Raw genomic sequence first — 20925 nt, forward strand, 5'->3', positions numbered from 1 at the left:
CGTCCGTCCTCAGTTGGTGCTGAGCAGCTTCAGCTCGGGGTGCGCCGTACCGCCCGCGATCGCCGTGGAGGAGATGTGCGAGACGACACGGTCGTCGACCGGGTCGTTCGCGGGGTCGTCGTGCACGACGAGGTGCTCGTAGGTGGTGGCGCGCTGCGCGGGGACGCGGCCCGCCTTGCGGATCAGGTCGATGATCTCCATGCGGTTGGAGCGGTGCTTGGCACCGGCCGAGGAGACGACGTTCTCCTCCAGCATGATCGAACCGAGGTCGTCGGCGCCGTAGTGCAGGGAGAGCTGGCCGACCTCCTTGCCGGTGGTGAGCCAGGAGCCCTGGATGTGCGCGATGTTGTCGAGGAAGAGGCGCGCGATGGCGATCATCCGCAGGTACTCGAAGAGCGTGGCCTGCGTCCGGCCCTTCAGGTGGTTGTTCTCCGGCTGGTAGGTGTACGGGATGAAGGCGCGGAAGCCGCCCGTGCGGTCCTGCACGTCACGGATCATCCTCAGGTGCTCGATCCGCTCGGCGTTCGTCTCGCCGGTGCCCATCAGCATCGTCGTCGTGGACTCGACGCCCAGCTTGTGGGCGGTCTCCATGATTTCGAGCCAGCGCTCGCCGGACTCCTTCAACGGTGCGATCGCCTTGCGCGGGCGCTCCGGCAGCAGTTCGGCGCCGGCACCGGCGAACGAGTCGAGGCCGGCCGCGTGGATCCGGCGGATGGCCTCCTCGGCGGAGACGCCGGAGATCCTGGCCATGTGCTCGATCTCGGACGCGCCGAGCGAGTGGATGACCAGCTGCGGGAACTCCTTCTTGATGGCCGCGAAGGCGTTCTCGTAGTACTCCACCCCGTAGTCGGGGTGGTGGCCGCCCTGGAACATGATCTGCGTGCCGCCCAGCTCGACGGTCTCCGCGCAGCGGCGCAGGATGTCGTCGAGGTCACGGCTCCAGCCCTTGGCCGTGTCCTTGGGTGCCGCGTAGAAGGCGCAGAACTTGCACGCCGTCACACAGACGTTGGTGTAGTTGATGTTCCGCTCGATGATGTACGTGGCGATGTGCTCGATGCCCGCGTACCGGCGGCGGCGCACCGCGTCGGCCGCCGCGCCCAGCGCGTGCAGGGGCGCGTCGCGGTACAGGACGAGGGCCTCCTCCGGCGTGAGGCGGCCCCCCGCGGCGGCACGGTCCAGGGCTCCGGCGATGTCAACGGACGTGGGATCGGCCTTCTCGGTCACCGGAACGGGTCCTTCCACCAGGGGTACAACAACCGCTTCAGCGTACGCCAGCTGCTTGGGCGGGACGGGACGGACGGCGCCTCGGGCGACACGGGGTGCCCCGGACAGGAGACGGGGCGCCCCCGGGCGCGCGAGCGCGCTCCGCGCCGGAGTTCCGGGACGGAGCGCGCGCGGCCGGGCGCCGTCAGCGGCCGAGGATCTCCACCCGCACGTCGGCGGGGTAGCCGGTCGTGGGGCCGGTGAGGCGGGCGAACTCCTTCACGCCCGCCAACTGGCGCTCGCCGAAGCGGAAGTCCAGCGTGGTGAAGTACTGCTCCAGCAGCGAGGCGTCGAACGCCTCCCAGCGCGCCGCCTGCTCGGCGACCTTCGTGACCTCTTCGAGGGAGACGTCACGCGACTCCAGGAACGCGCGGTGCACGTCCCGTACGGTCTCCGGCTCGCGCGCCAGGTAGTCCTTGCGGGCCGCCCAGAGCGCGAAGACGAACGGCAGGCCCGTCCACTGCTTCCACATCGCGCCGAGGTCGTGGACCTGGAGGCCGAGGCGGGGCGCGTCGTGCAGCGAGGCGCGCAGCGCGGCGTCGCCGATCAGGACGCCGGCGGGGGCCTCCTGCATCATCAGGCCGAGGTCGGGCGCGCAGCGGTAGTACTCGGGGGTGACGTGGTGCGCGTCGGACAGCACCAGCTGCGCGAGGCGGGCCGCCGTGCGGGAGGTGGAGCCGAGGGCGACCTTCTGCCCGTCGAGCTGGTCGAGCGGGACCTGCGAGACGATCACGCACGACATGACGTCCCCGTCGCAGCCGACGGCGACGTCGGGGAACGCGACCAGCTGATCGGCGTTGCGGAGGTATTCCACGAGACTGATCGGCGCGATGTCGAGGTCGCCACGGACGAGGGCGTCGTTGAGCTTGTCCGGGGTGTCCTTCGTGAGCTCCAGATCGAGAAGGGTTCCGGTCCTCGCGAGGCCCCAGTACAGCGGCAGGCAGTTGAGGAACTGGATATGGCCGACGCGCGGCCGGTTTCGGCGGTGACCGGCCCCGGCGGGTCCTGTGGCTTCCTGGGCTGATGTGTTTTCTTCTGGAGTGTCCACATCGTGAGGCTAGCCCCGCGGTGTCACCGGCAGGGCTTCGGGGGCGCGATCCGCGCCGCGCCGCGGGGGCCGTACGGGGGGCGGGGCCGGGCGGCCCGGACCGGTCCCGCCCGCCCGTGCGGGCGCCGGACGCCCCGGCGAGGGGGCGCCGCGTACGGCCGCCGTAGGGCAGGTCACGGCGGGTACGGGACGTCCGGGACGCGGCCGAGAACGATGATCTTTGCCTCTACCGCCACACGGAGAGTGCGTGCTAGGCTCGCCGCAAGTTGCAGTTTGGTTTCCCTTGCAGTACAGAGCCTGCGGAGCATGTGACCCCGCAGGCTTTTGTAGTTTTCAGACTTCTTTGCAGGTTCTGGAGCAGGGCAACCCTTTGGCCCAAGGAGGGCTTATGGCTACCGGAACCGTCAAGTGGTTCAACGCTGAAAAGGGCTTCGGCTTCATCGCCCAGGACGGCGGCGGCCCGGATGTCTTCGTCCACTACTCCGCGATCAACGCGTCTGGTTTCCGCTCCCTTGAGGAGAACCAGCTCGTGAACTTCGACGTCACCCAGGGCCCCAAGGGCCCGCAGGCGGAGAACGTCACCCCGGCCTAGTGTCGAGGGTCGTCGATCGCGCACGACTTGAATAGCAGTACCCAAGGGGCCCCACTCCGTCGCATCCGCCGGCGGGACGGGGCCCCTGCACTTTTCCGGGGCCTCGCGGCCGGCGTACGGTCCCCGTCCCGCGTCCGGGACGGCCGCCTTCCCGCCGAACGGCGCGCCGCGGCCTCTTCGCCGCGGCGCCCCGGTGTCTCCCCGGCCGCTCCCCCGGTCCCGTCTCCGGTCGCTTCGCCGGTTCCCTCCCGGGCCTCTCCCCGATCTCATCCCCGGCTCCTCCCCCGGTCTCTTCCCGGGCCTCTCCCTCCGCGGCCCGGACGGCGCCCGCACCGCCACGAGCCGCCGTCGCCCGGGAGTTACTTTTCGTACATTTTCGCTATCTCGTCAGCGAAGTCCCGGGTGATCTCCGCACGCCGCAGCTTGCGTGAGGGCGTGAGGTGGCCGCCCGCCTCGGTGAAGTCCGTCGTCAGAACGAGGAAGCGGCGGATCGACTCCGCACGGGAGACCAGCCGGTTCACCTCGTCCACGGCCCGCTGCAGGATGCCCCGCAGGTCCTCCTCCTCGGCGCCGGGGGCGGCCCACGCGGCGGCGGCCCGCTTCCTGCGCATCGTGCGCCAGTGCGCCAGGCCGTCCTGGTCGAGGGTGATCAGCGCCGTGACGTAGGGGCGGTTGTCGCCGGTCACCATGCACTGGCTGATCAGCGGGTGCGCACGCAGCCAGTCCTCCAGCGGCGCGGGCGCGACGGACTTGCCGCCCGTGGTGATGATCACGTCCTTCTTGCGGCCGGTGATCGACAGGTAGCCCTCGTCGTCCAGGGCGCCGAGGTCCCCGGTGGCGAACCAGCCGTCCTCGTCGTGCGCGGGCACCGCCTCGCCGAGCTCCGCGTCCCAGTAGCCCGCGAAGACGTGCCCGCCGCGCAGCAGTACCTCGCCGTCGTCGGCTATGCGCACCGACGTGCCGGGGATGGGCCAGCCGACCGTGCCCATGCGGGGCCTGCCCGGGGGTGTGCACGTGGCGGCGGCCGTGGTCTCCGTCAGGCCGTACCCCTCGAAGATCTCGACGCCGACGCCCGCGTAGAACGAGGCGAGCCGGCGCCCGAGGGGCGAGCCGCCGCAGATCGCGTACTTCACCCGGCCGCCGAGCGCGCTGCGGATGCGGCGGTGCACCAGCGGGTCGTAGAGCGCGCGGGTGGCGCGCAGCACGGTCGTCGGTCCGGGGCCGGTGCCGTGCTCCTCGGCCTCCAGCGCCTCCCCGTAGCGGCGCGCGACGCGCGCGGCCCGGTCGAAGGAGGAGGCGCGGCCCATCCGCTCCGCCTTGGCGCGCGCCGTGTTGTAGACCTTCTCCAGTACATAGGGGATGGCGAGCAGGAACGTGGGGCGGAACGCCGCGAGGTCGGCGAGCAGTGCCTCCGTCTCGACGGACGGCGCGTGCCCGAGCCGTACCCGCGCGCGAAGGCAGGCGACGGAGACCATCCGGCCGAAGATGTGGCTGAGCGGCAGGAACAGCAGGATCGACGCCGGTTCCTTGCTGACCGTCTGGAAGATCGGGTGCAGCAGGGCCACGGCGTTGTCGACCTCGGCGAAGAAGTTGCCGTGCGTGAGCGCGCAGCCCTTGGGACGGCCCGTGGTGCCCGAGGTGTAGCTGAGGGTGGCGAGGCTGTCGGGGGTGATCGCGGCGCGGCGCTCGGCGAGCACGTCGGGCCCGATGCCCGCGCCGGCCTCGCGCAGCCGGTCGAGCCCCCCGTCGTCCAGTTCCCACAGATGGGTCAGCGCGAGCTGCCGGCGCTCCTGCCGTACGAGGGCGGCCTGCGTGGCATCCTCCACGACGCAGGCGGCGGCCCCCGAGTCCTGGAGGATCCAGCGGGTCTGGAACGCGGACGACGTCGGGTAGATCGGCACCGTGACCAGGCCCGCGGCCCAGGCGGCGAAGTCGAGCAGCGTCCACTCATAGGTCGTACGGGCCATGATCGCGATCCGGTCGCCCGGCAGCAGCCCCTCGGCGACGAGCCCCCGCGCGACCGCGGCGACGTCCTCAGCGAACGCGGCGGCGCTGACGTCCTGCCAGCTGCCGTCGGGGAGCTTCCTGCTGACGACGACGGCGTCGGGGGCCTGGCGGACGTTCTCGTACGGGATGTCCGCGAGCGATCCGCCGCGCACCGGGGGCACGAAGGGCGCCACGGAGGCCTCCCGCACGGCCCCCTCCGACCGGACGACGTCGGGTGCGACGACGGCGTGCGCGGACAGCGGCGGCAGTGACGGGGGAAGCCCGGAGACGGCGGTGGACACGGGCGGCTCCTGGGGGTCGAGGGCGCTCTTGGGGGAGTGCCCGCACGCTGACCTTAAGCGGAAGCCGCCGCCGACGAACACCGGTACGGTGCGGCCGTGTCAGGGCGCTCGTCCCCAGGCCTGGTCAGGGCGCCGTGTCCTGGCGGTCCCACGCGCTCCACCGGGCCCCGGCCAGCAGGCTTCCCAGGCCGGTCCAGGCGAGGTTCATCAACGCGGAGGTGGCCTCCCGCGCGGTCGCGCCCTCCGTCTCGTTGGCCCATCCGGCCAGTTCCTCCGCCGCGCCGACCAGCGCGTGCGCGAGCGCCCCGAGGTGGCGGTCGCCGAACTCCGGCGGCCCCGGCGGCTCGGCGGGGCCGTGGACGCTGTGCGGCTGACGGGAGTTGAGGGACGGGCACGCCGTACGGGACGGGCGGGCCACCTCCGACGGGCGGGCCGCGCGGGCCGCCGCACCGATCAGGTCCCGTACGTACGCGACGAGTTGCCGGCGCACCTGATGGGCCTCCGCCGCGAACGGCTCGCCCCGGGTGTGCGCCTGGCGGTGCAGGACGGTCCAGCCGTCGGGGTGGCGCGTGGTGTGCTCGAAGAACGCCGAGAGCCCGGACCGCAGTTGGCACTCCGGTGCCAGCCCCGGATCGAGGGCCGCCCGCAGCGCCGTCATCAGCGCCTCCGCCTCCCGCCGGACGCACGCCGCGAACAGGTCTTCCTTGGAGTGCAGATAGAGGTAGACGAGCGGCTTGGAGACTCCTGCCGCCTCGGCTATGCCGTCCATGGACGCCGCCTGGTATCCGTAGCGGCCGAAGACGTGGACGGCCGCGTCCATCATCTGGCGCTCGCGCACCGCGCGCGGCATACGTCTGGCCCTGCCCGCCACCCCCTCACCACGGGGGCCTGCGGCGTCACCGTCACCGTCACCGGCAACGGCACCGGCACCGGCACCGGCACCGGCACCGGCACCAACCGTTGAACCGCCCGCGACGGACGGCCTCCTGCCTCCGCCGGTACCGCCCGCGTTCTCCACGCCCACCGCCCGGTTCCTCCGCCCACCGCCCGCCGCACCGCCCGGCAGAGGCCGGGTGGTGCGTGCTGTGGAGGCAAAGGTTACGGGCCTCCCCCAACACCCGGACGGGGAGGGAGAGGCCCGTGGGACCTGCGTGCTGACGGAACGTCACACGGCCGGCGACAGCTCCTTCTCGCGCGGCTCGGACGCGCTGCTCAGGTCGTCCACGGGGGACGCCGTCGCCGCGTCGTACGCCTCGCGGTCCAGGATGCCCTCCCGCGCGGCGACGATGACCGGGGCGACGATCTGGCCCGCGACGTTCGTGGCGGTGCGCATCATGTCGAGGATCGGGTCGATCGCCAGCAGCAGGCCGACGCCCTCCAGGGGCAGGCCGAGCGTGGACAGGGTCAGTGTCAGCATGATCGTCGCGCCGGTGAGGCCGGCCGTCGCGGCGGAGCCGATCACGGAGACGAAGGCGATCAGCACGTAGTCCTGGATGCCGAGGTGCACGTCGAAGATCTGCGCCACGAAGATCGCCGCGATGGCCGGGTAGATCGACGCGCAGCCGTCCATCTTGGTGGTGGAGCCGAACGGCACGGCGAAGGACGTGTACGTCTTCGGCACGCCGAGGCGCTCCGCCGCCTTCTGCGTCACCGGCATCGTGCCGACGGAGGAGCGGGACACGAACCCGAGCTCGATCGCGGGCCAGGCGCCCTTGAAGAACTGGATCGGGTTGACCTTGGCGACGGTGGCCAGCAGCAGCGGGTAGACGCCGAACAGCACCAGGGCGCAGCCCACGTACACGTCCGCGGTGAACGTGGCGTACTTGCCGATGAGGTTCCAGCCGTAGGAGGCGATGGCGTACCCGATCAGGCCGATCGTGCCGAGCGGGGCCAGCCTGATGACCCACCACAGCGCCTTCTGGAGCAGTTCGAGCACGACCTCGCTGAGTGTGAGGACGGGCTTGGCGCGCTCGCCGACCTGGAGGACCGCTATGCCGGCGACGGCCGCCATGAACACGATCTGCAGGACGTTCAGTTCACTGAACGGTGTGATGACGTCCGTCGGGATGATGCCGGTGAGGAAGTCGATCCAGGAGCCCGAGTGCTCGGGCAGCTTGCCGTCCTTCGGCGTGAGGTCGGTGCCGGAGCCGGGGTTGGTGATCAGGCCGATCGCGATGCCGATGGCGACGGCGATCAGCGACATGATCATGAACCAGAGCAGGGTCCTGCCGGCCAGCCTGGCCGCGTTGTTGACCTTGCGGAGGTTGGTGATCGACACCAGGATCGCGAAGAAGACGAGCGGCCCGACGGCCAGCTTCAGCAGCTGGACGAAGAGGTGCCCGACCTTGTCGAGCGTGGTGACGAGCCAGCCGATGTCCTGGCTGCGGGCGAGCCAGCCGAGCAGTGCCCCGAGGACGAGACCGGCGACGATCTGCGCCCAGAAGGGGACCTTGGGTAGGGACCGGTGACGGGGTTCTGCCGGACCGGTGGTGCCGGCTGCGGTGTTCGCGGACACGAACGCTCTCCTGACGTGGCGTGACGGGGGACGGGCTGGACAGGCTGGGTGGTCCGTCCCCGGCCGTCGCCCCCCGTGCCGCGCGGATCACGCACGGTCGTGCCCGGGATGCGCGGGACGCCGCTGTGCGGGCATGGCGGGACGGGGTGACGCCGGGGGGAGACCGGGGGTCAGACCGAGCGGCGACAGACCGCGGACATGCAGCGGCAGAGATCGACGTGCAGGCGCGACACGAGCGACAGGAGCGGAGCGCTCATGTCATGTTCGGTGTGCACGGATCTGGTCATGAGCGACAGTTAACACGGTGACTTTGGGATACTCAAAGCCATTCTTTGAGCCAATTTGACAGAGCGCATGACAACGCCCCCGCTTCCCCACGGCAGTTGGGGAAACGGGGGCGGATCGCTCTGTGATCCGGATCACGCGACATGCTCGGCACATCCCGCGTACCGGACACCCGGTCAGCCAGCGGACACCCGGTCAGTCACCGAGCAACCAGTCAGCCACCAAGGGCCGGACGGTCACCGGGGAGCCGGACACCGGCGTACCGGACTCCGGGGAGTCGGACACCCGCAGGCCGGGGATCGCGGAATCGTACGAACACCCGCAAGCCGGGCATCCGGCGTGCGGGCAGCTCGGCGCGGTCCCGTCCGGGGCAGGGCACGAGGACGCTTCGAGGCCCACGCGCGGCGGTAGCAGGCGGCGCGCGTCCTACTCCGTGTCCTCCTGGGCGCGGTTCGCCTCCAGCTTGGCGCGCGCGCGATCGAGGCGGCCCGAGACCTTCATGGACATCTCGTCGCGCTGCTTGCGCAGCACCACGAAACTGATGGGCGCGGAGACGAGAAGGGCGAGCAGCAGCACCCAGATGACGTTCGAGGCCCCGAGACCGCGTGGCACCACGCCGACCCGGGTGAGGGCCGCGACCACGACCAGGCACCCGATGAAGATGGCGATACGCGCCATGGTGTAGCGGACTGTCACTCCTGGCTGCCGGATCACTGCGGGCCTTCTCTCTTCCTGGCTATTGCCTTCCAGTGAAACACGAGGGTTTCAGGCGGCACTCAGCGGGAGCAGCATGACGACGTCGTCCCGGTCGTCGTCCGGGCCGACGCGGATCGCGCCCGGCACCCGGCCGACCTCCTTGTAGCCGCAGGCCGCGTAGAACCGGTCCGCGCCGGTGCCTCCCCGGCAGGTCAGCCGTATCGCCTCGATGCCCTCGAAACCGCGCGCCGCGTCGGCCGCCGCGGCCATCAACTGCCGCCCGTACCCCTTGCCCTGGTGCTTCGGGTGCACCATCACGGTGTACAGCCACAGCCAGTGGCGCTTCAGCCGGTGGGTGTTGAAGGCGAGGAACGCGGTCGCGGCGACCTCACCGGTGTCGTCGTCGAAACCCACCAGCAGGTGGGTGCGCCCCTGGTCCATCGCGGTCAGGTGCCCGACCAGTTCGGGCCGTATGTCCTCGGGCGACACCGGCGGTACGAAACCGACGGCGCCGCCCGCGTTGGACACGTCCGCCCACAGCGTGAGCAGGCCGTCACGCAAGGCGCGACCGCCCTGCTCGCCGCCGAACGAAGGGTCGAGGCGGAACGTCAGCGTCATGCCGGAATCCTCAGACCCGCATCGCCTGCGGCGACTCGCGGCGCCCGGCGTCCGGGCCGGGGTACTCGCGCACCGTCTCGTAGCGCGTGTTGCGCTCGATGGGCCGGAAGCCCGCGTCACGGATCAGGTCGAGCAGGTCCTCGCGGGACATCTTGTTCGGCGTGCCGTAGTTGTCCGCGTCGTGCGTGATCTTGTACTCGACGACCGAGCCGTCCATGTCGTCCGCGCCGTGCTGGAGGGCCAGTTGCGTGGTCTGCAGACCGTGCATGACCCAGAACACCTTCACGTGCGGGACGTTGTCGAACAGCAGCCGGGAGACGGCGAACGTCTTCAGCGCCTCGGCCCCGGTCGCCATGGTCGTACGCGCCTGGAGGCGGTTGCGTACCTTGCCGTCCTTCATGTCCACGAAGTCGTGCTGGTAGCGCAGCGGGATGAAGACCTGGAAGCCGCCGGTCTCGTCCTGCAGCTCACGCAGCCGCAGCACGTGGTCCACCCGGTGCCGGGGCTCCTCGATGTGCCCGTACAGCATCGTGCTCGGGGTCTTGAGCCCCTTCTCGTGCGCCAGGCGGTGGATACGGGACCAGTCCTCCCAGTGGGTGCGGTGGTCCACGATGTGCTGCCGGATCTCCCAGTCGAAGATCTCAGCGCCGCCACCGGTCAGCGACTCCAGGCCGGCGTCGATCAGCTCGTCCAGGATGTCGGAGGCCGACATGCCGGAGATCGTCTCGAAGTGGTGGATCTCGGTCGCGGTGAACGCCTTCAGGGAGACCTCGGGGAGGGCTTCCTTCAGCGCCTTCAGGGAGCGTGGGTAGTAGCGCCACGGCAGCGAGGGGTGCAGACCGTTGACGATGTGCAGCTCCGTGAGGTTGTCGCCCTCCATGGCCTTGGCCAGGCGGACGGCCTCCTCGATGCGCATCGTGTACGCGTCCTTCTCGCCCGGCTTGCGCTGGAACGAGCAGTACGCGCACGACGCGGTGCACACGTTCGTCATGTTCAGGTGGCGGTTGACGTTGAAGTACACGGCGTCGCCCGACTTGCGCGTGCGTACCTCGTGGGCCAGGCCGCCGAGCCAGGCCAGGTCGTCCGACGCGTACAGCGCGACGCCGTCCTCACGGGACAGCCGCTCGCCGTCGCGGACCTTCTGCTCCAGCTCGCGCTTGAGCCCCGCGTCCATAAAGCCGCCTCCCTTGTGGCTGGTGGTCGGCCCTTCGATGGGCCGGTTCGAGATTACGCCCCCTTTGCGACCGCACCCGCAGGGGCATACCCACCGCAACCCCCGGCACGGGACGTCAGTGGGACCACGGTCACTCCTCGGGGAGCTCCCCGACCCGGTTCTCCCACTTGGTGGACAGCACCACCGTCGTACGGGTGCGGGAGACGCCCTTCGTACCGCTGAGGCGGCGGATGGTGCGCTCCAGGCTGTCGACGTTCTCGCCGCGCACCTTCAGCATGAACGAGTCGTCGCCCGCGATGAACCAGCAGTCCTCGATCTCGCCGAGGTCCTTCAGGCGGCGGGCCACGTCCTCGTGATCGGCCGCGTCGGACAGCGAGATGCCGATCAGCGCGACCACACCGAGGCCCAGCGAGGCGGCGTCCACGGTGGCGCGGTAACCGGTGATGACGCCGGCGGACTCCAGGCGGTTGATCCGGTCGGTGACACTGGGGCCCGAGAGCCCGACGAGCCTGCCGAGTTCGGCGTAGGAGGCTCTGCCGTTCTCCCTGAGGGCCTGAATGAGCTGCCTGTCCACGGCGTCCATATGCCTGATGCCTTCCATCATTCAGCGATTCAGCAAGATTACAAGGCAGAGCGAAGGCCCCCGGGCCGACAGCCCTACGATCCCGACTCCGGCGGCCTCGAACCGCCGCCGAGTTCACCCTCCCAGCGCCGGTAGAGGCCGTGCGCCACCCCCACCGCGTCGAGCACCCGCCCGGCGACGAAGTTCACCAGGTCCTGGATGTGGGTGGCGCCCGCGTAGAAGCCCGGCGAGACGGGCAGGACGACCGCCCCGAGGTCGTCCAGCGTGACGAGGTGCCGCAGTGTCTGCCCGGCGAGGGGTGTCTCGCGCACGGCGACGACCAGCGGCCTGCGCTCCTTCAGCGTCACACTCGCCGCGCGCTGCAGAAGGTCCTTCGACAGGCCGAGCGCCACCCCCGCGGCGGTCGCCGTGGACGCGGGGACGATCAGCATGCCCCGGGCCGGGTACGAGCCGGACGACGGACCGGCGGCGAGGTCCCCGGCCGCCCAGTGCCGTACACCGGACAGGTCCGGCTCCCCGAAGGTCCCCGGTTTCCCGTCGGCGCCCCGGGTCAGCCAGGCGGCGAGGTCGTCCTGCCAGTGCGCGTCGCGGAACGAGATGCCCGTCTCGTCGAGGAGGGTGAGGCGGGCCGCGCGGCTGACGACCAGGTCGACGCTCTGCCCGGCGGCCAGCAGAGCGCGCAGCACGGCCGCCGCGTACGGCGTCCCGGACGCGCCGGAGACCCCGACGACCCAGGGCCGGCGGGGCTCGGGGGCGTACTGTCCCGACGCGCCCACGGAGGTACTCACGGACGTGAGCCTATCCGGCGGCCCCCGGCAGGAACCCGGGGCGGGGTGCCGGACGTTTGAAGCACGTCAGGCTCAGGAGCAGGGGGCTGCGATGGTGTACGGGACGGATCCGGCGAGCACGCCGCGCGGGCGGGCCATGTCGGCCTGGGCGGACAGGGCGGCGCGCGCCGGGGGCAGCGGCACCGCCCGGGTGAAGGCCGCGGGCGCGGTCATGATCGGCTGGGTGGCGCTGCTGTGGGTGCTTCTCGGGGTGGACGAGGTCACCGGCGATTCGCTGAACACGCTGGGCATCACGCCCCGCAGGCCGGGTGAGCTGCTGGACATCGTCCCGGCGGCGTTCCTGCACGGCGGGGTCGCGCACCTCGCGTCCAACACCTTCCCGCTGCTGGCGCTGGGCTTCCTGGTGGCGCTGGGCGGGCTCCGCCGCTTCCTCGGCATCGTCGTGACGATCACCGTCGTCAGCGGGCTGGGCGTCTGGCTGACCGCCCCGAGCAACTCGGTCACCATCGGCGCGTCAGGAGTGATCTTCGGTCTGCTGGCGTTCCTGGTGATCACCGGCTTCGTCAACCGCCGCGTGTGGGACGTCGTCCTGGGCCTGGTGGTCCTCGCCGTCTACGGGTCGGTCCTGCTGGGCGCGCTCCCCGGCAACCCGGGCATCAGCTGGCAGGCGCACGCGTTCGGCCTGGTGGGCGGCGTCCTCGCGGCCTTCCTCTTCCGCCGCGAACGACGCCCCCGGCCGAGCACCCTGCCCCCGGGGCTCTAGGAGCGGCGCTGCGCACCGGCGGGCCGCGCGCTCGCGTCCGTGGGCAGGTCGTCCGTGCGGATCGTCAGCGTCCCGAGGCGGGCGTCGAGGGTGATGTCCGTGCCGTACGGAGCGGGGTCCCGGCTCGTCCTGCCGCACGGCGCACGGCGTACGCCGCACGCCGCCGGTTGATACGAGGTGAGAAGCACCCGCCGGACTCCGCCCGGCCTCCTCAGCCCCGCAGCCCCATGGCGATCAGGTCGAGCAGCGCGAAGACGAAGAGCGCCATCCCGATGAAGCCGTTGACCTGGAAGAACGCGCGGTTCAGCCGGGACAGGTCGTGCGGGCGGACGATCGTGTGCTCGTAGAGGAACGCGATTGCGACGACGGCCAGCCCCACCCAGTACAGCGGGCCCGCGTCCACCGCGACGCCGTACCAGGCCAGCAGGCCCGTCGTGACGAGGTGCGCGGCGCGGGCGCCGTGCAGGGCGGCCGGGATGCCGAAGCGCGCCGGGACCGACCTGACGCCGTGCGCGCGGTCGGCCTGGACGTCCTGGCAGGCGAAGATCAGGTCGAACCCGCCGATCCACACGCCCACCGCGAGACCCAGGATCACCGCGTCCCACGACCAGGAGCCGGTGATCGCGATCCAGGCGCCGATCGGGCCGATGGCCTGCGCGATGCCGAGGATCGCGTGCGGGAAGGCCGTGAAGCGTTTGCCGTACGGGTACACAACCATCGGCACGGCGGCGGGCAGCGCGAGCGCCAGGCACAGCGGGTTGAGGAGCGCCGCGGCGGCGAGGAACACCAGCAGCGCGATGATCGCGCCGGTCCACGCGGAGCGCACCGAGACCGCGCCCGTCACGAGTTCGCGGGACGCGGTGCGCGGGTTCCGCGCGTCGATCTCCCGGTCGATGATCCGGTTGCACGCCATCGCGAACGTCCGCATGCCGACCATCGCGACCGTCACCAGCAGCAGTTTCCACCAGTGGACGGTGTCGTCGAGCCGCTCCATCGCCGTCAGCGCGGCGATGTACGCGAACGGCAGCGCGAACACGGAGTGTTCGATCATCACGAGCCGCAGGAAGGCGCGGACCTTGTTGCCGTGCTGGAGGGGTTGCGGGCTCCCGATGGCCCCGTCCGCCGTCGTACTCACAGGCCGTACTCCTTCCACCGACGGTCGACCAGCGCCGCCGTCTCCTGGTCCGGTACGACCATATGCGGCCAGCCGCCGTCTCGCGTGTACCCCTCCTCGGGGAGCTTCCTCGTCGCGTCGATACCGGCCTTGCCTCCCCAGAACTGCTGGTAGGAGGCGTGGTCCAGATGGTCGACGGGCCCCTCGACGACGGTCAGGTCGCGCGCGTAGTCGGTGTTGCCGAGCGCCCGCCACGCGACTTCCTGGAGGTCGTGCACGTCACAGTCGGCGTCCACCACCACGATCAGCTTCGTCAGCGACATCATGTGGGCGCCCCAGATCGCGTGCATGACCTTCTGCGCGTGCTTGGGGTACTTCTTGTCGATCGAGACGATCGCGCAGTTGTGGAAGCCGCCGGCCTCCGGCAGGTGGTAGTCCACGATGTCCGGCACGATGATCTTCAGCAGCGGCAGGAAGAACCGCTCCGTCGCCCGCCCGAGCGGCCCGTCCTCCGTCGGCGGCCTGCCCACCACGATCGACTGGAGCAACGGCCGCTTGCGCGTCGTCACGCAGTCGATGGTGAGCGCGGGGAAGTCCTCCTGCGGCGTGTAGAAGCCGGTGTGGTCGCCGAACGGCCCCTCGGGGAGGGTCTTCCCCGGCTCCAGCCAGCCCTCCAGGACGACCTCCGCGGCCGCGGGCACCTGGAGCGGGACCGTCTTGCAGTCCACCATCTCGATGCGCCGGCCCTGGACGAACCCCGCGAAGAGGTACTCGTCGATGTCGCCGGGCAGCGGCGCCGTCGAGGCGTACGTCACCGCGGGCGGGCAGCCGAACGCGATCGCGACCGGCAGCCGTTCGCCACGCCGTGCGGCGACCGCGTAGTGGTTGCGGCTGTCCTTGTGGATCTGCCAGTGCATGCCGATGGTGCGGCGGTCGTGCCGCTGGAGCCGGTAGAGCCCGAGGTTGCGCACACCCGTCTCGGGGTCCTTCGTGTGGGTGAGCCCCAGGTTGAAGAAGGAGCCGCCGTCCTCGGGCCAGGTGAACAGCGCGGGCAACTCGTCGAGGTCGACGTCGTCGCCCCTCTTGACGACCTCCTGGACGGCCGCCTCCTTCACCTTCTTCGGCGGCACGTGGACCATCGAGCCGAGTTTTCCGAAGGCGTCGCGCACCCCGACGAACCCGTGCGGCAGCTCGGGCTTGAGCAGGCCGCCGATCCGCTCGCTGATCTCCGCGTACGAGCCGAGGCCGAGCGCCTTGAGCAGGCGCCGGTCCGTGCCGTAGACGTTCATGGCGAGCGGCATCGAGGAACCGCGGACGTTCTCGAAGAGGAGCGCGGGCCCGCCGGCCTTGTTGACCCGGTCGGTGATCTCGCCGACCTCCAGGTACGGATCGACTTCGGCCTTCACGCGCTTGAGGTCGCCCTCGCGCTCCAGGGCCCGAAGCAGCGAGCGGAGATCGTCGTAAGCCATGCCCCCAGTATCGGCCACGCGCCTCCTGGGACCGGCCACCGGGCCACCGGGCGGCACGGCACGTTCCCGGGCGGGCGAGCGCCGACGCCGCCGCGGACGGAGTCCCGTCGCGGACGGAGGGCGGACGCGTACGGCCCGTGATACCCGCGCGGGTATCCCCGGGTGGTCCCGGCAGATGAAGGGACGAAGACCACCGGGCGCGAAGGGCTCGCCCACCTCCTCGCGCGCGCCCGCTTCCGCCACCGTGCGCCGGTGCCGACCGCGTGTCGGAGAAGGCTTTATGACGTACCGTCAATGGATCGGAACGTACCGTCCTCACCAGGCGATACGTCCATCGTTCCCCGCATCCTCCGTCCCGCGCGCCGCAACTGGTCGCACCAATGGCGCATTGTGCCGCCGCTTGATCCTTTTGCCGGTGCTTGGCAGGGCGTTCACCGCACTGCTCTGACTCTCCGGTGCGCCCGCCGGAGAGAGTCGTGCGCGGCCGATCCGCACTCTCACGACTCAACGGAAGTGGGTACCCCCATGCCCGGCATGACCCGTCGCAGACTCCTCGGTTCCGCCGCGGGCGCCGCCGCCGGCGGCGCGGCGCTCAGCGTGCTGCCGCCGTCCGTCCAGAAAGCGGTGGCCGCGGGCCCCGCACGGCGCGGCTCGATCGACGACATCGAGCACGTCGTCTGCCTGATGCAGGAGAACCGGTCGTTCGACCACTACTTCGGAACGCTGAAGGGTGTGCGCGGCTTCGGTGATCCGGGCGCCAAGCGCCTGTCCAGCGGCAAACCCGTCTTCTACCAGCCGGATCCCGGCACCACCGACGGCTACATGCTGCCGTTCCACCTCGACACGCACTCCACGAGCGCCCAGGCGATCCCCTCCACCAGCCATGCCTGGTCGGTGCAGCACAGCGCCTGGAACAACGGGAAGATGGACAACTGGCTGCCCGCGCACCGGGCCGCCGACGGCAAGAACGGCCCGTACGTCATGGGCTACTACACGCGCGAGGACATCCCGTTCCAGTTCGCGCTGGCCGAGGCGTTCACCGTCTGCGACAACTACTACTGCTCGATGATGGGCCCGACCTGGCCCAACCGCATGTTCTGGATGACCGGCACCGTCGACCCCGACGGCACCCACGGCGGCCCGATCATCAGCAACGTCGCCCCCGACAGCGGCTACACCTGGACCACGTACGCGGAGCGCCTGGAGGCGGCCGGTGTGTCCTGGAAGGTGTACCAGGAGGAGGACGACTACGGCTGCAACATGCTGGAGAACTTCGCCAGCTTCAAGAACGCGAAGCCGGGCGACCCGCTCTACGACAAGGGTGTCCAGCCGGGCCCCGCGGGCGCGTTCGAGGACGACGCCCGCAACGACCGTCTCCCCACGGTCTCCTGGATCATCTGCACCAGCACACAGTCCGAGCACCCCGACTACCTCCCGGCCGCCGGCGCCGACTACGTGGCCTCGAAGATCGAGGCCATCGCGTCCAACCCGGACGTGTGGCGCAAGACCGCGTTCATCCTCGACTACGACGAGAACGACGGCCTGTTCGACCACGTCGTCCCGCCGACGCCCAAGGCCGGCACCGCGGACGAGTTCATCGACGGAGCGCCCATCGGCGGCGGGTTCCGCGTACCGTGCGTCATCGTCTCGCCGTGGACGGTGGGCGGCTGGGCGGCCGGCGACGCCTTCGACCACACCTCGGTCCTGCAGTTCCTGGAGCGTGTGACGGGGGTACGGGAGCCCAACATCAGCCAGTGGCGCCGGCGTACCTTCGGCGACCTGTCATCGGCCTTCGGCTTCAACACCACGGCGCCCAAGCCGCCGAAGCTGCCGACGGACACGGCCGAGCAGCTCGCGGAGGCACAGCAGGAGGTGGCGACGCTGCCCAAGCCGACGCTGCCGACGACGGACCAGCAGGTGCCCCGGCAGGAGGAGGGGACACGGCCGCGCCGCTGACTCCTCGAAGCGCGGGGGACGCGGCCTCGCCGTCGCCCCCCGCGTGCCCACAGGGGTGTGCCCCGGCCGGATTCCGGCCGGGGCACACCCCTGTGCTGCGAAGGACCGGGTCAGACGCCCGCGTACGAGTGCTTGCCCGTGACGAAGATGTTGACGCCGTAGTAGTTGAAGAGGAAGCACGCGAAGGCGATCAGCGCGAGTGACGCCGCCTTACGGCCCTTCCAGCCGGCCGTGGCGCGCGCGTGCAGGTAGCAGGCGTACGCGACCCACGTGATGAACGACCAGGTCTCCTTCGGGTCCCACTCCCAGTAGTGGCCCCAGGCGCTGCCGGCCCAGATGGCGCCCGCGATGATCGTGAACGTCCACAGCGGGAAGACGGCCGCGTTGACGCGGTAGGCCAGCTTGTCGAGGGTCGCGGCGGCGGGCAGCCGCTCCAGGACCGACGTCGCGAAGGCGCTGATCTTCTCGCCCGCGATGAGCTTCGTCTCGTACCGGTCGCGGAAGAGGTAGAGCAGCGTGGCGACGGCACCGACGTAGAAGACCGCGCCGCAGAAGATCGCGGTGGACACGTGGATCCACAGCCAGTACGAGTGCAGCGCGGGCACCAACTGGTCGCTCGCGGTGTACAGGACGGTGACGGCGAGGCCGAGCGTCAGCAGGACGGTCGTCACGAGCGGCAGCCCGAGCCAGCGGATGTTCAGCTTCCGGGAAGCCAGCAGGCCTAGGTACACCGCGACGGCGACCGTCGAGAACGTGATGCTGAACTCGTACATGTTGCCCCACGGCGCGCGCTGCACCGACAGGGCGCGGGTGAGGACACCGCCCGCCGCGATGATGAAGGCGAGGATCGTCAGGGCGAGGGCGATCCGGCCCCACATGTCGCCCTGCGCGTCGCCGCCGTCGGCGCCGGGGCCGTCCGGCACGTCGCGGGAGCCGGACGCGGAGCGGGTGATGATCTTCGGCCGCTCCATGACGGTCGTGCCACCGCCCTTGGTCGCCACCTCGATGGTGACCGTGCCGGTGTCCTTCCCGCTCTCCTGCGCGCCGCCCGCTCCGCCCGCGGTCAGCGCGGCGGCCGTGCGGGCGACCTTGCTGCGGCTGCCGAAGATCCACTCGAAGATGTGGGCGAAGAAGGCCAGCATGTACACGGCCATCGCCGAATAGATCAGCAGATTGCTGGTATGGGCCAAATTCTCGTTGGTTCCGGCGGCGAGCATCACTTCTCGGCCCCTTCGGCGTGGTCGGCTGGTGCGACGGCGGCGGATGCTTCCCCCGCGTCGTCGGCGTCAGGATCGGGCGCGGGGGGCGCCTCGGGGATGAGCGTGACGGCCAGGTCGCCAAGCTCCTCGGGGAGTTTCGCGGACTCGCTGCGGCCGAGTCCCGCCATCTCCAGGACGGTGACGCCGTCAGGGCCGGTCACGGCCTTGACCCAGACGCGTCGCCGCTGGATGAACAGGGAGCCCGCGAGTCCGAGGATGGCGGCGATCGCGCCGCCCAGGGCCCACAGTTCGCCGGGCTGGTGGGTGACCTGGAAGCTCGCCCACTCCTTGACGGGACCCTTGTCGAAGGTGATGGAGCCCGCGCCGCCCGGCAGTTTCATGGTGTCGCCGGGCAGGAGGCTCTGCTTGAGGATCTGCCCCTTCGCGTCCTTGAACGGCTTGAGGACCTTCGTGTTCAGCTGGTACACGTTCTGCGGGATGCCGGAGTCGACTCCGAGGTCACCGTGGTACGCGCCGATGTTGAGGACCGGGAAGTCCGTGGCGGGGAACTGCGAGAGCATCTGCCCCTTGCCGCCGAACGTCGGTACGAACAGGGCCGCGAAGCCCAGCTGGTCCTTCTTGCCGTTCTTGTCGCGGTAGCCGTCCATCACCTTGATGGCACCGCTGGAGGAGAGGTTCTTGTCGAACGGCAGCATCGGGGTGGTGCCGTGGAAGACGACCTTCCCCTTGCCGTCCTTGACCGTGACCGACGGCGCGTAGCCGTGCGAGATCAGGTAGACGTTGGAGCCCTCGATCTTCAGGGGGTGGTTCTCCTTGATGACCCCCTTGTGCTCCGTGTCGCCCGGGCCCGCCGAGTAGTGGATGTCCGCCTGGAACTTGCGGGCGGTACCGATCTCGGGGCCGCTGCGCTCGTACGTACCGATGAAGTCGTCGAGCGAGAAGGAGAAAGGGGCGAGGTTCGCGGTGTCGAACAGCGGGCCCGACGTGAAGTCGTCGTACTGGCTGAGCGTGTTGGAGAACCCGTCCTGGTCCCCCTCCAGGATCAGCTTGCCGCCCTCCGACTTGAAGAGGGACCCGGAGGCGAAGGCGAGCAGCATCACGATCAGCGCGACGTGGAACATCAGGTTGCCGGTTTCGCGCAGGTAGCCCTTCTCGGCCGCGACGGCGTCCCCGACGACGTGGGCGCGGAAGCGGCGGCGCTTGAGGATCGCCAGCGCGGCCTCGCGTACGGCCTCCGGTTCGGCGTCGGTGCGCCAGGTGGTGTACGCGGGCAGCCGGGTGAGGCGGCTCGGGGCACCGGGCGGCCGGCCGCGCAGCTGGCCGACGAACTGCCAGGTACGCGGGATGATGCAGCCGATCAGCGAGATGAACAGCAGGATGTAGATCGCGGAGAACCACACCGAGCTGTACACGTGGAACAGCTGGAGCTTGTCGTACAGCGGCCCGAGCGTCGTGTGCTCGGTGATGAACGTGTCGACCTTGTTCTGGTCCGCGCTGGTCTGCGGGATCAGCGAGCCGGGGATGGCCGCGAGCGAGAGCATCAGGAGCAGCAGCAGCGCGATGCGCATCGAGGTGAGCTGCCGCCAGAACCAGCGGACCCAGCCGATGGGGCCGAGCGTGGGGCCCGACAGCAACGGTTCCTCGCGGGGGGCCGTGGACAGTTGCGACCCGGCGGCGCCGATCTCGCGTGCGTCGGCCTCGTCCCGGGTGAGGGCGGCCGTGGCGTCCTCGGCCGCGGTGTCCTCGGGCCCGGGGTCGCCGGCCCGGCTGTGGTCGGTGTGTGTGTCCGTGTTGCTCATGGTGCTAGATCCCCACCGAGAAGCCGTTTGACCACGACTGCGTCTGTTGCAGGATGCTGTCCCACACGCCGGTCACGAGCAGCAGTCCGGTCGCGACCATCATCGCGCCGCCGATCCGCATCACCCACGTGTAGTGCCGCTTGACCCAGCCGAACGCGCCCAGGGCCTTGCGGAACGCGACGGCCGCGAGGACGAAGGGCACCCCGAGTCCCAGACAGTACGCGACGGACAAAACGGCTCCGCGTCCAGCACTCCCCTGGGTGAAGGCGAGCATGTTGACGGCGGACAGCGTCGGACCGAGGCACGGTGTCCAGCCCACGCCGAACAGCGCGCCGAGCAGCGGCGCTCCGACGAGCCCGGAGACCGGCCGCTTGTGGATGCGCAGTTCGCGCTGGGTGATCCAGGGCATCATCCCGGCGAAGAAGAACCCCATGAGGATCATCAGGACGCCGAGCACCCGGGACAGGAGGGCCCTGTGGTCCTGGAGGTTCTGCCCGGCGAAGCCGAACAGGGCGCCCCCGGAGACGAAGACGACCGTGAAGCCGAGCACGAACAGGCCTGCCCCGGCGGTCATCCGGCCGCGCCGCGCCTGCCCTATGTCGGTGCCGGTGATCCCGGTCACGTAGCTCAGGTAGCCGGGGACGAGCGGCAGGACGCACGGCGAGAAGAACGACACGAGTCCGCCGAGCACGGCGATCGGCAGCGCGACGAGCAGCGCGCCGCTCATCACCGTGGAGTTGTAGCCCGTCTCCGC

Annotated in this window: 19 protein-coding genes; 3 read left to right on the forward strand and 16 right to left on the reverse strand. The window is 70.5% G+C overall.

The genetic code is table 11. The annotated features are described in order from the left end of the window. Positions 1-9: 9 nt before the first annotated feature. Positions 10-1224 (reverse strand): cyclic dehypoxanthinyl futalosine synthase, encoded by a 1215-nt coding sequence (mqnC, locus tag OG310_RS14465; RefSeq protein ID WP_329456291.1) that lies wholly within the window; start codon positions 1222-1224, stop codon positions 10-12. A 184-nt stretch (positions 1225-1408) separates the two neighbouring features. Further along, positions 1409-2221 (reverse strand): menaquinone biosynthetic enzyme MqnA/MqnD family protein, encoded by an 813-nt coding sequence (locus OG310_RS14470; RefSeq protein WP_329460182.1) that lies wholly within the window; start codon positions 2219-2221, stop codon positions 1409-1411. A 478-nt stretch (positions 2222-2699) separates the two neighbouring features. Between OG310_RS14470 and OG310_RS14475 the strand changes: the two genes are divergently transcribed. Next, positions 2700-2903, forward strand: coding sequence for a cold-shock protein (locus tag OG310_RS14475; protein ID WP_008738468.1), 204 nt, complete (start codon positions 2700-2702; stop codon positions 2901-2903). A 359-nt stretch (positions 2904-3262) separates the two neighbouring features. Here the strand turns inward: OG310_RS14475 and OG310_RS14480 are convergent, their stop codons facing one another. The 8 genes from OG310_RS14480 to OG310_RS14515 all read right to left on the reverse strand — a co-directional run bounded on the left by OG310_RS14480 (position 3263) and on the right by OG310_RS14515 (position 11850). Beyond that, positions 3263-5191, reverse strand: coding sequence for an AMP-dependent synthetase/ligase (locus OG310_RS14480; protein WP_443078639.1), 1929 nt, complete (start codon positions 5189-5191; stop codon positions 3263-3265). 124 nt (positions 5192-5315) lie between these two features. Continuing rightward, a complete protein-coding gene (locus OG310_RS14485) occupies positions 5316-6041 on the reverse strand; it encodes a TetR/AcrR family transcriptional regulator (RefSeq protein WP_329456292.1) in 726 nt (241 codons plus the stop codon). A gap of 315 nt (positions 6042-6356) precedes the next feature. Then, positions 6357-7706, reverse strand: a complete 1350-nt coding sequence (locus OG310_RS14490; RefSeq protein ID WP_329456293.1) for a dicarboxylate/amino acid:cation symporter — start codon at positions 7704-7706, stop codon at positions 6357-6359. 711 nt (positions 7707-8417) lie between these two features. Next, a complete protein-coding gene (locus tag OG310_RS14495) occupies positions 8418-8669 on the reverse strand; it encodes a DUF4229 domain-containing protein (protein ID WP_329456294.1) in 252 nt (83 codons plus the stop codon). A gap of 87 nt (positions 8670-8756) precedes the next feature. Further along, positions 8757-9305 carry a GNAT family N-acetyltransferase gene (locus OG310_RS14500; RefSeq protein WP_329456295.1) on the reverse strand — a complete coding sequence of 183 codons (549 nt, stop codon included), beginning with the start codon at positions 9303-9305 and terminating at the stop codon, positions 8757-8759. Positions 9306-9315: 10 nt separating this feature from the next. Further along, the gene (gene mqnE / locus OG310_RS14505; RefSeq protein ID WP_329456296.1) at positions 9316-10479 is read right to left on the reverse strand and encodes an aminofutalosine synthase MqnE; all 1164 of its coding nucleotides are present in this window, start codon (positions 10477-10479) and stop codon (positions 9316-9318) included. Between the two features lie 130 nt (positions 10480-10609). After that, positions 10610-11062 (reverse strand): Lrp/AsnC family transcriptional regulator, encoded by a 453-nt coding sequence (locus OG310_RS14510; RefSeq protein WP_329460184.1) that lies wholly within the window; start codon positions 11060-11062, stop codon positions 10610-10612. A 74-nt stretch (positions 11063-11136) separates the two neighbouring features. After that, complete coding sequence (locus OG310_RS14515) at positions 11137-11850, reverse strand: UbiX family flavin prenyltransferase (RefSeq protein WP_329456297.1); 714 nt, start codon at positions 11848-11850, stop codon at positions 11137-11139. A gap of 136 nt (positions 11851-11986) precedes the next feature. On the opposite strand from OG310_RS14515, the gene OG310_RS14520 reads away from it, so the two are divergent. After that, positions 11987-12613, forward strand: coding sequence for a rhomboid family intramembrane serine protease (locus tag OG310_RS14520; RefSeq protein ID WP_329460185.1), 627 nt, complete (start codon positions 11987-11989; stop codon positions 12611-12613). Here OG310_RS14520 and OG310_RS14525 read toward each other — a convergent pair. The 3 genes from OG310_RS14525 to OG310_RS14535 are packed head-to-tail and all read right to left on the reverse strand — an operon-like array spanning position 12610 to position 15196. After that, the gene (locus OG310_RS14525; protein ID WP_329456298.1) at positions 12610-12801 is read right to left on the reverse strand and encodes a hypothetical protein; all 192 of its coding nucleotides are present in this window, start codon (positions 12799-12801) and stop codon (positions 12610-12612) included. The genes OG310_RS14520 and OG310_RS14525 overlap by 4 nt on opposite strands. Positions 12802-12824: 23 nt before the next feature. Continuing rightward, positions 12825-13748 (reverse strand): menaquinone biosynthesis prenyltransferase MqnP, encoded by a 924-nt coding sequence (gene mqnP / locus OG310_RS14530; protein WP_329456299.1) that lies wholly within the window; start codon positions 13746-13748, stop codon positions 12825-12827. Beyond that, entirely contained in the window at positions 13745-15196 is a 1452-nt protein-coding gene (locus OG310_RS14535) for a menaquinone biosynthesis decarboxylase (RefSeq protein WP_329456300.1), read from the reverse strand. The genes mqnP and OG310_RS14535 overlap by 4 nt, the downstream gene beginning before the upstream one ends. A gap of 525 nt (positions 15197-15721) precedes the next feature. Between OG310_RS14535 and OG310_RS14540 the strand changes: the two genes are divergently transcribed. Next, positions 15722-17152 (forward strand): alkaline phosphatase family protein, encoded by a 1431-nt coding sequence (locus tag OG310_RS14540; RefSeq protein WP_329456301.1) that lies wholly within the window; start codon positions 15722-15724, stop codon positions 17150-17152. A gap of 110 nt (positions 17153-17262) precedes the next feature. Here OG310_RS14540 and ccsB read toward each other — a convergent pair whose 3' ends face one another. From ccsB to OG310_RS14555, 3 genes are read right to left on the reverse strand one after another with little or no spacing between them, the layout of a single operon-like run. Then, the gene (gene ccsB / locus OG310_RS14545) at positions 17263-18372 is read right to left on the reverse strand and encodes a c-type cytochrome biogenesis protein CcsB (protein ID WP_329456302.1); all 1110 of its coding nucleotides are present in this window, start codon (positions 18370-18372) and stop codon (positions 17263-17265) included. Further along, positions 18369-20171 carry a cytochrome c biogenesis protein ResB gene (gene resB / locus OG310_RS14550; RefSeq protein WP_329456303.1) on the reverse strand — a complete coding sequence of 601 codons (1803 nt, stop codon included), beginning with the start codon at positions 20169-20171 and terminating at the stop codon, positions 18369-18371. Before resB ends, ccsB begins: the two co-directional genes overlap by 4 nt. A gap of 4 nt (positions 20172-20175) precedes the next feature. Beyond that, positions 20176-20898, reverse strand: coding sequence for a cytochrome c biogenesis CcdA family protein (locus tag OG310_RS14555; protein ID WP_329460186.1), 723 nt, complete (start codon positions 20896-20898; stop codon positions 20176-20178). Positions 20899-20925: the final 27 nt, after the last annotated feature.

It is taken from the genome of Streptomyces sp. NBC_01497 (assembly GCF_036250695.1).
Taxonomy (GTDB): Bacteria; Actinomycetota; Actinomycetes; order Streptomycetales; family Streptomycetaceae; genus Streptomyces.